Annotated in this window: 13 protein-coding genes; 4 read left to right on the top strand and 9 right to left on the bottom strand. The window is 44.3% G+C overall.

Going from position 1 to position 13,518, the window contains the following annotated elements; all coding sequences use genetic code 11:
- Positions 1–77: 77 nt before the first annotated feature.
- From glnA to EL268_RS12890, 5 genes are all read right to left on the bottom strand, one after another.
- On the bottom strand, positions 78–1,412 hold the full coding sequence (gene glnA, locus EL268_RS12910) for a type I glutamate--ammonia ligase (protein WP_007719084.1): 1,335 nt from the start codon (positions 1,410–1,412) through the stop codon (positions 78–80).
- A gap of 35 nt (positions 1,413–1,447) precedes the next feature.
- A complete protein-coding gene (locus EL268_RS12905) occupies positions 1,448–1,858 on the bottom strand; it encodes a MerR family transcriptional regulator (protein WP_015891641.1) in 411 nt (136 codons plus the stop codon).
- A gap of 167 nt (positions 1,859–2,025) precedes the next feature.
- Positions 2,026–3,303 carry a methionine gamma-lyase family protein gene (locus EL268_RS12900; protein WP_106656546.1) on the bottom strand — a complete coding sequence of 426 codons (1,278 nt, stop codon included), beginning with the start codon at positions 3,301–3,303 and terminating at the stop codon, positions 2,026–2,028.
- Positions 3,304–3,310: 7 nt separating this feature from the next.
- Complete coding sequence (gene hflX / locus EL268_RS12895) at positions 3,311–4,603, bottom strand: GTPase HflX (protein ID WP_106656547.1); 1,293 nt, start codon at positions 4,601–4,603, stop codon at positions 3,311–3,313.
- Between the two features lie 84 nt (positions 4,604–4,687).
- Complete coding sequence (locus tag EL268_RS12890; protein ID WP_106656548.1) at positions 4,688–5,605, bottom strand: RNA ligase family protein; 918 nt, start codon at positions 5,603–5,605, stop codon at positions 4,688–4,690.
- A gap of 188 nt (positions 5,606–5,793) precedes the next feature.
- Here EL268_RS12890 and EL268_RS12885 point away from each other — a divergent pair.
- Positions 5,794–6,983, top strand: a protein-coding gene (locus tag EL268_RS12885) for an IS3 family transposase (protein ID WP_126435325.1) whose coding sequence is annotated in 2 segments (ribosomal slippage) — positions 5,794–6,082 and positions 6,082–6,983 — 1,191 coding nt in all. Because the reading frame shifts where the segments join, the coding sequence is not laid out codon by codon here.
- A gap of 84 nt (positions 6,984–7,067) precedes the next feature.
- On the opposite strand, the gene EL268_RS12880 is transcribed toward EL268_RS12885, so the two are convergent.
- Both EL268_RS12880 and EL268_RS12875 read right to left on the bottom strand, forming a co-directional pair.
- Positions 7,068–7,625 carry a DUF3221 domain-containing protein gene (locus EL268_RS12880; RefSeq protein WP_106653548.1) on the bottom strand — a complete coding sequence of 186 codons (558 nt, stop codon included), beginning with the start codon at positions 7,623–7,625 and terminating at the stop codon, positions 7,068–7,070.
- A gap of 33 nt (positions 7,626–7,658) precedes the next feature.
- A complete protein-coding gene (locus EL268_RS12875; protein ID WP_232030402.1) occupies positions 7,659–8,990 on the bottom strand; it encodes a S1 family peptidase in 1,332 nt (443 codons plus the stop codon).
- A 234-nt stretch (positions 8,991–9,224) separates the two neighbouring features.
- On the opposite strand from EL268_RS12875, the gene EL268_RS12870 reads away from it, so the two are divergent.
- Positions 9,225–10,175 (top strand): AAA family ATPase, encoded by a 951-nt coding sequence (locus tag EL268_RS12870; RefSeq protein WP_106653546.1) that lies wholly within the window; start codon positions 9,225–9,227, stop codon positions 10,173–10,175.
- Positions 10,176–10,234: 59 nt separating this feature from the next.
- Here EL268_RS12870 and EL268_RS12865 read toward each other — a convergent pair whose 3' ends face one another.
- Positions 10,235–10,987: a DUF4184 family protein gene (locus tag EL268_RS12865; RefSeq protein WP_106653545.1), complete on the bottom strand. Its 753-nt coding sequence runs from the start codon at positions 10,985–10,987 to the stop codon at positions 10,235–10,237.
- A 21-nt stretch (positions 10,988–11,008) separates the two neighbouring features.
- Positions 11,009–11,494 carry a translation initiation factor IF-3 gene (infC, locus tag EL268_RS12860; RefSeq protein WP_106653544.1) on the bottom strand — a complete coding sequence of 162 codons (486 nt, stop codon included), beginning with the start codon at positions 11,492–11,494 and terminating at the stop codon, positions 11,009–11,011.
- A 200-nt stretch (positions 11,495–11,694) separates the two neighbouring features.
- Between infC and EL268_RS12855 the strand changes: the two genes are divergently transcribed.
- Both EL268_RS12855 and EL268_RS12850 read left to right on the top strand, forming a co-directional pair.
- Positions 11,695–12,162 (top strand): MarR family winged helix-turn-helix transcriptional regulator, encoded by a 468-nt coding sequence (locus EL268_RS12855; protein ID WP_174769407.1) that lies wholly within the window; start codon positions 11,695–11,697, stop codon positions 12,160–12,162.
- Between the two features lie 46 nt (positions 12,163–12,208).
- On the top strand, positions 12,209–13,441 hold the full coding sequence (locus EL268_RS12850; protein WP_106653542.1) for a multidrug effflux MFS transporter: 1,233 nt from the start codon (positions 12,209–12,211) through the stop codon (positions 13,439–13,441).
- Positions 13,442–13,518: the final 77 nt, after the last annotated feature.

The following is a 13,518-nucleotide window of genomic DNA, read 5'->3' as shown; positions in this document are numbered from 1 at the left end:
AGTGGCCTAACGGCCCGGGTTTTTCTTACTGTCCACTAAACGGGGCCTTGACCAACAGGCACAAGGGGTTTCGCTTATTAATAAGCAGTCATGTATTGCTCGCGCTCCCAATCGTGAACGCGTGTTCTAAACATATCCCACTCAATTTCTTTCGCTTCAATAAAGTGTACCAATGCATGCTCGCCCAATGCTTCGCAAATCACCGGATCTGCTTTCAGGCACTCGATTGCTTCCTTCAAAGTAGCAGGCAGGTTCTCGATACCGTTTGCTTCGCGGTCTTGCTCAGTCATCACGTAGATGTTGCGATCAATGGCAGGTGGTGGCGTAAGCTTGTTTTTGATTCCGTCCAAACCAGCTTTCAGCATAACTGCCAGTGCCAGGTATGGGTTCGTTGCAGGGTCTGGGCTGCGAACTTCAATACGCGTGCTCAAGCCTCTGGATGCAGGGATACGGATCAATGGAGAACGGTTTTTCGCAGACCAAGCTACGTAGCAAGGAGCCTCGTAACCAGGAACCAAACGCTTGTAAGAGTTTACGAGCGGGTTCGTGATCGCAGTAAAGCTGCGAGCATGCTGCAAAATACCTGCCAGGTAATGCTTCGCTGTTTGGCTCAGTCCCATTACATCAGACTCGTCATAGAAAGCATTTTCTTTACCACGGAACAGCGATTGGTTCGCGTGCATACCGGAACCAGCTACACCGTACAGCGGTTTTGGCATGAAGGTCGCATGCAGACCGTGTTTTTGCGCGATGGTTTTGACAACCAGTTTGAACGTCAAAATTTGGTCAGCTGCTTGGAGTGCATTTGCATACTTGAAGTCGATTTCGTGTTGACCTGGAGCTACCTCGTGGTGAGATGCTTCCACTTCAAAGCCCATTTTTTCCAATGTCAATACGATATCACGACGGCAGTTTTCACCGGAGTCGAGTGGAGCAAAGTCGAAGTATCCGCCTTGGTCATTCAGATCCAGCGTAGGCTCGCCTTTTGCGTCCAGCTTGAACAGGAAAAACTCAGGCTCTGGACCTACGTTGAAAGCTGTGAAGCCCATTTCTTCAGCTTCTTTCAGGGCACGCTTCAGGATGTAGCGCGGATCTCCTTCGAATGGAGAGCCATCTGGCATGTGGATATCACAGATCAGACGTGCAATTTTACCAAACTCATTGCCCCACGGGAATACAACCCATGTATCCAGATCAGGTACCAGGTACATGTCGGATTCCTCGATGCGAACGAAGCCTTCGATGGAAGAACCATCAAACATCATTTTGCCATCGAGTGCTTTTGGCAATTGGGACAGCGGGATTTCTACGTTTTTAATGATCCCCATCAGGTCGGTAAACTGCAGTCGGATATACCTTACGTCCTCTTCTTGGGCCATGCGCATGATGTCTTCTCTTGTAAACTTGCTCACATTTCTCTCCTCCTGTCTCTATATCGGCTTTCTATCTAGTGGAAGAAGCGGGAAAGCTCTCCACGTATCAATGCACCCTCGCCATGGCGAGTGGCATCGCGATACATAATCTGTTGCCTTAGGAGCTGATGCAGCTCTTTGTCGGACATGTCCTTACGTTTCTCTTCGGACGTCGTGGTAATCTCTGTTTGTTCCATAGCAGGCTCTTGCATTTGTAGGACTTGCTTGATCCCTGCAATATTCAGTCCTTTTTCAATCAGAGCCTTGATCTCCAACAAGCGATCTACATCGTTGAAAGAAAAGAGCCTCTGCTTCCCTTCTGTGCGGGCGGGCTGAATCAGGTCGTTTTGCTCGTAATAACGGATTTGCCTCGCAGTGAGATCCGTCAGCTTCATGACGATCCCAATGGGAAAGAGGGCCATATTCCGGCGAAGGTCATCACTCATGACTTGTCCCTCCTGTTTCGTATTTCTTAGTCTTATTCTATTTTATAACAAAATCCCTGTCAATAGATGTTAGATAATATTACACAGAAAGTTATGTGCAGTTTTTTACTTAAAAAAACGACATCCTCCATCTTCAGAGAATGCCGTCCAATTTTTGCGCTTTTATCCTATTCACCCGGTATTTCGAGTAAGCCTTTTTCCAGCATTCCGTTCAACGCCGTCAAAATCCCTACTTTTACATGCGAGTACGTCAACCCGCCTTGAACGAAGCCCAAGTACGGTGGACGAATCGGACCATCTGCCGAGAATTCGATACTCGCCCCTTGAATGAAAGTACCTGCTGCCATAATCACAGGATCAGCGTATCCAGGCATTTCGCTTGGATACGGAGTGACGTGTGAATCGACTGGTGCTGCTTTTTGAATCCCTTGGCAAAACGTAATCAGTCGTTCAGCACTGCCGAATTCCACCGATTGAATCAGGTCGGTACGCGGCTCATGCCACAGTGGATTTGTTTTGAAGCCCAGGCGCTCCAGCATTGCCGAAGAGAATACCGCTCCTTTTAAAGCTTCTCCCACGACGTGTGGAGCCAAGAAAAAGCCTTGGTACATCTCCAGTAGTGAATAGAGCGATGCACCACCCTCTGCGCCAATTCCCGGTGCTGCCATCCGATACGAAGCAAGCTGAACCAAATCCCCGCGCCCTACTATATAACCGCCTGTTTTGACCAAGCCGCCACCCGGGTTTTTGATGAGGGAGCCTGCCATGAGGTCTGCACCTACATGCAGTGGCTCTTGCTCCTCCGTGAACTCTCCGTAGCAATTGTCTACAAATACGATCAGATCAGGCTTGATTTCTTTTACAACCTGAATCATTTCTTTGATTTTCGCAATGGTGAACGAAGGACGATCTGCATAGCCTCGTGAACGTTGAATCCCGATGACCTTCGTCTTTGGCGTAATCGCTTGTGCGACTGCCACAAAATCAATTTCACCTTCTGGCGTCAAAGGCACGTAGCTATAACCGATGCCGTAATCCTTGAGTGAGCCTTGCCCTTCGCCACGCACTCCTACTACTTCTTCAAGCGTATCGTACGGTTTGCCCGTAATATAGAGAAGATCGTCGCCCGGGCGAAGGATTCCAAACAAAGAAATCGCAATTGCATGCGTACCCGAGATGATATGGTTGCGAACCAAAGCCGCTTCTCCACCGAACACTTCGGCATAAATCGATTCTAATGTTGCACGTCCAGAATCATCGTAGCCATAGCCTGTGGATGGGGAAAAATGAAATTCATTAACCTCGTGCTTTTGGAAGGAACGCAACACTTTCAGTTGATTCGTATCCACCAAAGCGGAAATTTGACGATGTCTCTCTGAGATCGTCGCTTCCACCTCCATGACGAGGGGGCGAAGCTTTTCTCCATGGGAAAAATATGAAAACATCTGTTACTTACCAACTCTCTTCAACAGTCTCTGGTTTATCCAGGAGGAAAGGAGCAATCCTGCCGTAGATCGGATTATCCTTGTTCACACGGACGGTGATCAAGTAGGCCGCTTCCTCTTCATTAAATTCTTGTTCCATCTCTACCCCATCCCGATGCAACAGGGAGAGAATATCTCCGCGCTCGACAGGTACCCGCAGCTTCATCTCATTGAAGGATTGCAGGGCAAATGACTCAATTCTGGTGAGCAGTCGCTTCAAGTCATCTTCCCGCATAGCGGAAATCAAAATCGATTCGTCTGCATGCGGCAAGTAAGAACCCTCTGCAAGCAAGTCTGCCTTGTTGAAAACAACTAGCTGCGGAATTTCTTCTGCTTTTAGCTCACGCAAAATCCTATCTACGACTTCCATGTGTATTTGGAAATCAGGGTGATGACAATCAACCACATGCAGGATGAGGTCTGCTTCCTTCACACCTTCCAGCGTTGACCGGAATGCTGCGACCAAACTTGTAGGCAAATCTTGAATAAAACCAACCGTATCTGTCAATAGCACATCCAGTCCGCTCGGCAGCTCCAATTGCCTAGTCGTTGGGTCCAAAGTGGCAAACAGTTTGTCTTCCTGCAATGTGTTTGCATTCGTAAGCTTGTTGAGGATCGTCGACTTCCCAGCATTCGTATAGCCGACCAACGCAATCTGGAACACATTGTTTTTCTTCCGGCGTTCCCGATGCAATTGTCTCGTCCGAACGGTATCCTCTAATTGCTGCTTGAGTTCACTGATCCGCTTGCGAATATGACGACGGTCACTTTCCAGCTTGGTTTCACCCGGACCACGCGTACCGATACCGCCTCCGAGACGGGACAGCTGTTTCCCTTGCCCGGCAAGCCGCGGCAGCAAGTAGTTGTACTGCGCCAGCTCTACCTGGATTTTCCCTTCACGCGATTGTGCACGCCCTGCGAAAATATCCAAAATAAGCTGTGTGCGATCAATCACTTTGCAATCAAAAACTTTATCCAAATTACGAGTCTGACTTGGAGACAACTCATCGTTGAAAATGATGACGTCTACATCTAGCTCTTCAGCCCGCTGCGCGATTTCATCAATTTTACCTGTCCCCAAATACCAGGCAGAATCAACTCGGTCCCGATTTTGCGTGATGACGTCAAGTACCTCTACACCAGCAGTATCGGCCAGCTCATGTAATTCTTCCATGGAAAGACGGGTTCTTTCTTCATCCCGGTTATCTAAATAGCAACCAATCAGTATGGCTGTTTCTTTCGTTTTGATCAGATCGTTCACCGATTCACGCCCCTTCATGCACTATCATACCACATTTTGCCCAAAACGTTACGGCAGCGAGGCACACCAACTAAAATCGACTTGTCATGGATTACCTGCCTCTTTCTCTGAGAAAATCTCCTTCACGAAAATCGGAATCACTTTGCTAATCGCTTTGCGGAGTTCCTTCTCATCATATCCATCACGCAGGGAATCCGCCTCTTCCTTGAGGAGATCTTCATGAATGCGGAGATTCAGATTTTTCAGGATAACCCCCATGTCTTTTACGCCAAATGTCTCTTCCAGTAGGCCATCGTCAATCAATTTGTAGAGAAACTTCTCCACACGGGCGAGCGTCACATACTGCTCAACAAACAACACTTCTTCCGATTTCGGTTGATTCGGGTCTTTCGGTGGCTTTTGACGATTGACTTCACTAAATACATCCGTGACGATTTTGACAAATAACTGTCGTCCAAAACGATCCCGGTAATCGGCATTTTTCACGACGATGCCCTCACCGATTTCTTCATCCCGGAGCTTGCCACCTAGCGCTGTTTTACCGACAAACGATCTGAGATGCTCTTCCCCTTGGTATTCCCCCTGATAAAAGACCGGCACGAGCTGCAAGCCAAGTCGCTGTGCTTCCCTTTCCACGATAGTAAAATCCACATATTCGCAGGCAGCGGTATCGTACATATCAAATAAAAAGAATTGTTTTTCATACTGAGGATATTTGATTTTATGCGGATTCAACCACTCTCCGAAATAAACCATGCCCGCCACGATTTTCTCTTTCGGGAGCTGTTGTGTCCATTGAAAAAAGCCGTGCAGATTCTCTTCCTCATGCAATTCCATATTCCGAGAGAATGCCCGGATGCTGTTCGTTTCTTCATCGTATCGAAAGCTTGCATTCGCTCCGTCAAGCTTTTCTTGAATGATAATGAAATCCCCTTCTTTAAATACACCTTCTGTCGTTTGATGGCCGAGACGTACAACGTCCGTATATTTCTTTTGTTCCATCTTGTTCCTCCGCTTGTTTGCTAAAGTTACTTTATTTTGGAAGATTATATCATATTGTGGAAATTTGAATGGGAGCATTGAAAAAACAAAAAGACCATCACTCTGATATTATCCCCTTTGAGTAGACAGTGTAAAAAGCCCGCTCACCTAACGGTGGGTGGTACACTCTACTTGGAGGGGATTTTCTCATGGCTAAAAAAGGTCAAACATTCAAGCGTTATTCCGAGGAGTTTAAGCTGAGGGCAGTAAACATGTATCAACAGGGAGAGATGGGTTATAAAGCAATAGCTAAGGAATTAGGGATACCTAGTAAAACACAAGTTCTACAATGGGTCCGGAAGAAGAATAAAGGCGAAGGTTTTGTGGATCAAAGAGGAAAGAATGGTTCTAGTGACACCCCATTTGTTGGTCGTCCAAGAACCAAGTTTGCTACTGTGGAAGAAGAAAGGGACTATCTAAAGGCGCAGGTAGAATACCTAAAAAAGCGCAATCCCAATCTGCATCTGGGGGGAAGGTATGGAAAATAACTCGCTTTACGATCATAGACGAGCTGCGTAAAAAATATCCACTAACGTGGTTGGTAGAAATTGCGCAAGTGTCACGGTCGGGTTTTTACAAATGGCTTAGCACCAAAGGAAAGCCGTCAGCAAGAAATGAGTTAGATCAGATTCTGAAAAAGCATATGATGGCGATTCATTTGGAGCATCCATACTATGGTTATCCACGAATGCAGGTAGCATTAAAGAAGAAGGGATTGAATGCGAATCATAAGCGAATATACCGCCTGATGAAAGAATTAAACCTTCAATCCATCATCAGGAGGAAGCGCCGCTATTTTGGTAAAGCACCTTCGATTGTATATCCCAACTTACTTAACCGTAAGTTTAGAGCGGACAAGCCCAATGAGGTATTTGTAACAGATATTACGTATGTTGCACTTCATAACCGTTACTATTACCTTTCGGTCATTCAGGACCTTTTTAACAACGAAGTTGTTGCCTGGAAAGTTTCCAAGCGAAATGATTTACAACTTGTGTTAGACACTGTGGGGCAGCTAAACGAAGAAAGAGACGTGCTGAAAGCAACCCTACATTCAGATCAGGGCTTCCAATACACGTCTCGACAGTACAATAAGCGAATAAAGGAACTTGGCATAAGTGGCAGCCACTCTCGCAAAGGAAACTGCCTTGATAACGCCTGCATCGAATCCTTTTTCTCGCACCTCAAAACTGAGACATTGTACTTTACTGAGTGTAAGACAGAAGAAGATCTCTTTCAAGCCATTGAAAAATACATTTGGTTTTATAACCATGAACGGTTCCAGAAAAAATTAAACCAGTGTGCCCCGGTTGAATACCGAAACACACTGGCTGCTTAGGCTTTTTTAATTGTGTCTACTTGACAGGGGTAAGACCACTCTGCCCTTACCGAGTAATGGTCTTTTCCGTATTGCAACAGGGAGTCAAACTTCTTTTACTTCTCCCGTTTGTGCATTAATTTGTAGAATAGTTTCTTCTTCATTATCATAATCTGTTGCTTTAATCTGCCAATAATCCTTCTGTCCATTTGCACTTTTAATAATGATTCCGTTATCATAGTTGCTCTTTAAATAATTGATTGCGTGTTGAATAGCCTTTTTTTCATCCATTTGATTAATAGGATTTTTGCTTTCATCATTAATTACAAGTTTACTGAGTTCTGCTGAACTGGGGTATGACTGCGCGGAAGGTGTCGTTGACCATGTAGATACCATTTGTCCTACTTCAATTTTATCAAAGGAAATGTTATTGCCCTTGCTATCTTGGAAGACTGCTTCTTCTTTTGGGAAGTACCACTCTGCTTCATAGTTCGTACTGTCGTTCGTCTTAGTTTCATCATTTTCTATGACTAAGAGACCTTTTTTTTCCGTATCTTTTTCAATAACGTATCCAGTTATTGTTTGTCTTTCAACCTCATTGTTACTAGTTGCACATCCAGACATGAGTAAAATGGCTAAAAATAAGGTGAAAGCTTTTTTCATTGCAATCCCTACCTTACCTTTCTAGATTTCCATTTAATTTTCAGTAAAAATTGCATCAAGGTTGAAATAATCTTCTATTTTACTGATATGTGTATACACTCCTGTATCAGCACTATGCACCCCAATGGCTGTTCCGCCATAAAAAATAGGCCCTCCACTATCTCCGCTTATTTCAGAATAAGTAGCTTGTCTCATGTTAGTAAAGTATTGTGTTTCTCCATTGGGGCTTACTATACTCCCTCTCCAATTCGTAGATTCCAGCGTGCCACATTTCACTTTTCCCATTTGACTTCCTGAAATACACACAGTATCTCCAATGGTTTCGTCCCTTGTCCTTTGAACCTCTGTAATAGTACTGTAGTTTGATTTGTGATTTCCAAAAAGATAATACGTAGCATCATCAGAACCTTTGGTTAATTCGATAATTGCTGCATCCACGCTTCCACCGAAATTAAAATCTGCTGTTCTTCCAAACCTTGCCCCTCCTTGCTCAAACCTATCTCCAACATTATCTGTGCAGTGTCCAGCAGTTATGACATAAAAATTATTATTCTTTTGCGCAGAAAACGCCGACGTACAAGTTCGATTTTCCGTATCATTTTTTATTTCTAATCCTGCCTGAATAGGTCTGAATTTGTCATCTGGACGAGCCTGAGCTTTTCTGACTTCTTCTTCCTTGATATTGAAAATGTCAGCATCAAAACCCATTTCATCTCGTGCAGCCTTTTCATCTATTTCTGCCATAAGAAGCTTTGCAGCCTTTTTGGCTGATGGCTTTTCCTTTACTCCAATGTTAATTTTTTGAGTTGGCAAGTCAACATTGACAGAAACGATAGGTAACCCTCTTTTCTCAAGGCTTGCTGCATTTTGAAAAACATGATCGGCTATTTCGTTTAGTTCATCCTCTGAGTATTCCGTAAAATAGATGATTAACTTGTCTTCTTCGTACAACTCTCGCAATTCTTCAAGATGATTTTCTACTTTCGTTTTAGCATTGGCTTTAAATCCAATATTAACTACTCCACCTGATCTTTGATCGATATAGATCCCAGCAAATTCTTCTTTAAGATTCTCTTCAATAAAATCTTTAATAAATGGAATCTTATCTTTTTGCTGATTGATTCTTTCGTCAAGTTCTTGTTCTTCTTCTACCGTTAAGTAGGCACCAAATTTAGAGAGTTTGAACTCTCCGCTGGAAAAATCCGGTTCTTCTAATTCTTCAAGACCCATTTCCTTTCGAAATCTAATTGTGTCATCAATGTCTGCTGAGTTCACCTTTTCATTCGCAATAAGAGGACTACTGTTTGTTAATGACATGGAAGTAGCTACTACAATTGCAGCAAAAATAGTTTTACATTTACGCAAAACTTCCACTCTCCTCCCCATTACCAATTACCATAATAGTAACATTTTGGTATTTGGTCAATCTTGTATTTGCCCATATCATGCCCCCTACGCAATTTCGCCTACTTACATAACATCACTTTCACAACAACCCCTTCAACGACTTGTCCAATTCGATCTCTTGCGTAAAAATTGGCAGGTTTTCCAATGTTCCTGAGTATACATTCTGTATGATGGTCAAGGCAGGTGAAACATGTGAAGCAAGCAGGAGCCATTCCTCAAACTGAGGTGCTCGAATCTTCAAGTAGTAATAATCGAATTCAAGTTGTATTCAATCGACCAGTAAGTGTTAAGCAGCTAAATACTTTACCTGAAATAGTTCGTACCACATCGAGTTCAAATTTAACAACTGTTTTTGAAGAATTAGAAAGCCTGATTGGTTTACATGAAGCCAAGAAAACGATTTATGAAATTTATGCGCTCATCAAAATGAATAAAGCAAGGGAACGACACGGGCTAAAAATTGAGAAGCAAGTTTTCCATATGGTTTTTAAAGGAAATCCGGGTACTGGGAAAACAACAATTGCACGTCTTTTCGGAAAGATCTTTAAAGAAATGGGTGTTTTAACGAAGGGCCATCTAACTGAAGTTGAACGTGCAGATCTCGTTGGTGAATTTATTGGGCACACGGCACAAAAGACCCGTGATCTTGTTAAGAAAGCCATGGGGGGAATACTTTTTATCGATGAGGCCTACTCATTAGCTCGTGGTGGTGAAAAAGATTTTGGAAAAGAGGCTGTAGACTGTCTTACAAAATGCCTTGAGGACTTTGGCAATGATTTTGTCTGTATAATTGCAGGGTACAATGATGAAATGGATACATTCCTGGAGTTAAATCCGGGACTGCCTTCACGCTTTCCCGTCCACATCAACTTTGCTGATTATGAGGTAGATGAGCTGATGGATATTGCAAATTTGATGGCAAAGAACAAGGAGTATAGAATCTCTGCAGAAGCAAGTGAAAAACTGAGAAGAAGACTGCTAACAGTAACAAGCGATCCATTTCATGTGAATTTCAGTAATGCAAGATATGTACGAAATAATATTGAAAAGGCCATACGTGTGCAAGCCGTTCGATTGCTCAAAATTCCCGACCCAACTCGTGATGATTTAATGAATCTGAAGTCCGAGGATTTTTCAATTTAGAAACAATAAAATCCCTCATATTGAGGGATTTTGTATTCTATTACCGAGGTAAACCTGCCCTATATTTTCAATCTGAGCCTGACCAATGCGAAGCAGAGCACTACGATTCCAAGCAGTGATCCTGAGAGAAACGGGACCACTTGCTGCAAAGGATGGACGAAGGGTGAAATTCCTTTTACCAGGAATGCGTGAATAAAGACCGTCGCGATACCAAAAAACCCCACTCCGAACCAGAACAACCATTTTTCCAAGACAGGTACTTGTCTCAGAACGATCTGTCTGTTTTTCCGCGCCCTTTGTGCAATGACATACAATATGGCCAAGCCGCCGAAAAATGTACTACCGTGCTGCAGCAGCTTGTAAACAGGCACTTTATAATGAGCGATCGAGATGGTCTGTTGCAAGATCAAGAAGTGGTCTACCATACGTCCACCATCATGGGTAAAGGCATCCCATGCGATATGACTCAGACTGCCGAGTAACGCGGAGTACATAAACACAATTGCCGCTCGCCATGCTGGCATTCTGCTACCATTGTCGGTGTAGACTAGCCCTCGTCCAATCCACCCTGGCAACCGGGCAAGCATCGGCTTTTTCACCACATGCTGGTACAAAAACGCTAATAGGATCGCGATTGGCAAATCAACCACCCACAATCCGAGCATGGTGTGACTGTACACACTGAATGGCTGCATCCGGAAGAAATACTCAAAATCCGGTGCCATACTGCCAAAAACAAGGGCAGAGAACGAAAACCACTTGCATTTTCGTAACGGCAGTACAATAGCCGGATGAGCAAAAGTAAAAGGCATGCGCTTACTCCCTTTTCGTCATTAGAGTGGCAATAGATTGGCAACAACCTGCTTGCCGCTTACTTGAATCCCTTTATCCTGTTTTCCGCAATGAGTCAGATCTTTGATGAGCTGCTCAATTAATCGCTTGGCTTCCTGACTTTCCTTTTTCTCCAGTTTGACAGTCAACTGCACAGCATCCCCGGATGAAAGAATTCGTTCTGCCTGTCTTTTTTTCGTATCGTAATCATGGTCTTCGATGTAGGCACTTAAACGAATTTCTTTTACTTTTACGCCTTTTTCTGCTTTCCGGTTTTTGGCGTTTTCCTTGATGACCTGTTCCTTATAATTCGTTCGATTCACTAACTGACAAGGCGGCGGACTCGTAGCCAAAGACAGACATACTAAATCCACTCCCTGTTCCTTTGCCATTTGAAGCGCTTCTTTTGTGGAGATGATTCCGAGATCTTCTCCGTCTACCCCTGTTAATTGTACGACTGCCGCTTTTATTTTTTCATTCAGGATCATCTTGATCTCACCTAACCTGTTCATTCGATTTTCAAGGACATCATTACTTCTCCAAAGAATGCAGCGTATCCTTCCAAAGCTCGTAAATGCAAATCATTTTCATGACGAGGACCAATCGTTTTTGTATAATAGGACAAGGCATAAACTTACGGACGTCTTTAACAAAATATTCATTAGCAAACTAATTAATTGGGGGTACTTTGGTGGAGTTCAGTTATGCAACCGCATTAACCCATTCTGCGTCGCATGTAATGAAAATGCATCGGCAAAATGTAGAATTTCTGATTCAAAAATACGACGTCTATCCCGGACAGCCGATTCTGTTGATGCGCTTGATTGAAAAAGATGGAATGATTCAGAGAGAATTGGCCCGAAAAATCGGGGTAAAGCCCGCTACGCTTACTGTCATGATTAATCGGATGGCCAAATCGGGACTTGTCGAGCGCAGAGCAGATGAACGGGACCAACGTATCTCCCGCGTTTATCTTACCGACAAAGGTCGGATGGCTACCATGCACGTCAAAGAAGTATTACGCGTCATTGAGGAAAATTGCTTCATCGGATTCTCAGAGGAAGAAAAGGATGTATTGCGTGGCTTACTCGATCGCATGCACAGCAACCTCCAAGCTTTTTACTTGCAAAATACGCAACCCACTTCAGAGTTGTAAAAAGCTTCTTATCTGAAAAATAATGAGAAAGGTTTGACAACTTACCGTGAATAATCTAGCAAAAGAACTTGATTCCACGTCCCTAACCGGCAACAAGTCACGCCGGCTGTGGATGGCTGCGATTTTAGGGTCACTTTCGGCTTTTGGTCCACTATCCCTAGATATGTATTTACCTGCGCTTCCAATGCTTGCCGATGATTTGCAGACGAGCACCTCCATGACCCAACTCAGTTTGACAGCATGCATGCTCGGTCTGTCCATTGGTCAATTGTTCGCGGGGCCGATCAGCGACGTACGCGGTCGAAGAATCCCTTTGATTATCGGACTCATTTTGTATGCGATCTCTTCCTTTTTGTGTGCGGTGGCTCCCTCTATTTATACGTTCGTCTTGCTTCGCTTCGTACAAGGTCTTGCTGGTTCTGCTGGAATTGTTATCGCCCGGGCTACCGTTCGGGATTTGTACGCGGGGACAGAGCTGACGAAGTTTTTCGCCCTCTTGATGCTCATTAACGGGATTGCTCCGATCGCGGCACCTATCGTAGGGGGACAAATCCTCCAATTTACTACCTGGCACGGTGTATTTGTCGTACTCGGTCTCATTGGTGCGATCATGTTTCTCGTCGTGCTGCTTGCTCTTCCAGAAACATTGCCACAAGAGCGCCGCTCCAAGGCGGGAATCGGCAATACTCTGACGACCTTTGGTACCTTGCTGAAGGATCGCATTTTTATGGGTTACGCCATGGCGCAGGGACTTGTGACTGCTGCTATGTTTGCTTACATCGCCGGTTCGCCCTTTGTCTTTCAAAAAATATTTGAAGTGTCTCCACAAACGTTTAGTCTCATTTTCGCGATTAATGGTGTAGGCATTATTATTGCGAGTCAAATCACAGGTAAGCTTGCAGGTAAAGTGAAAGAAACTTCTTTGTTCATTGCTGGAATATTGATTGCGGGAGTCGGCGGAATCCTCCTTCTCGCGATGATCCTCCTACAAGCTGGTCTTATTGCTGTGCTCGTTCCCCTTTTCTTTGTCGTATCTAGTGTAGGGATTGTCGGCGCAACAGGATTTTCCCTCGCCATGCAAAATCAAAGCAAGGCGGCAGGAAGTGCATCTGCTCTCCAGGGGCTACTTTCCTTCATTAGTGGCGGAATTGTCGCCCCACTTGTGGGAATCAGCGGCGAACATACCGCAGTACCAATGGGGATCATTATTGCTCTTTCTACGATCGGCGCCATTGTCTGCTACGTAGTCATGGTTCGTCGGAGTTCATCAGCTTCCTGATCACTTTTCTACTTGCAAACATACGTTCTGTGCATTACAATCACATTATAGGTAATAATAGTAAGTGGGCTTGACAA

The sequence above is a fragment of the Brevibacillus brevis genome (assembly GCF_900637055.1).
GTDB classification, from domain to species: Bacteria; Bacillota; Bacilli; order Brevibacillales; family Brevibacillaceae; genus Brevibacillus; species Brevibacillus brevis.
Note: the sequence above shows the minus strand (reverse complement) of the source record. Positions and strands in the feature narration are given on the sequence as shown.

Bases quoted from the DNA above. Each gene is read 5' to 3' on its own strand.
- EL268_RS12890 (WP_106656548.1), bottom strand. From the start codon at position 5,605: ATGGAACAAAAGAAATATACGGACGTTGTACGTCTCGGCCATCAAACG.
- EL268_RS12905 (WP_015891641.1), bottom strand. From the start codon at position 1,858: ATGAGTGATGACCTTCGCCGGAATATGGCCCTCTTTCCCATTGGGATC.
- EL268_RS12865 (WP_106653545.1), bottom strand. From the start codon at position 10,987: ATGCCTTTTACTTTTGCTCATCCGGCTATTGTACTGCCGTTACGAAAA.
- infC (WP_106653544.1), bottom strand. From the start codon at position 11,494: ATGATCCTGAATGAAAAAATAAAAGCGGCAGTCGTACAATTAACAGGG.
- EL268_RS12900 (WP_106656546.1), bottom strand. From the start codon at position 3,303: ATGTTTTCATATTTTTCCCATGGAGAAAAGCTTCGCCCCCTCGTCATG.
- EL268_RS12880 (WP_106653548.1), bottom strand. From the start codon at position 7,625: ATGAAAAAAGCTTTCACCTTATTTTTAGCCATTTTACTCATGTCTGGA.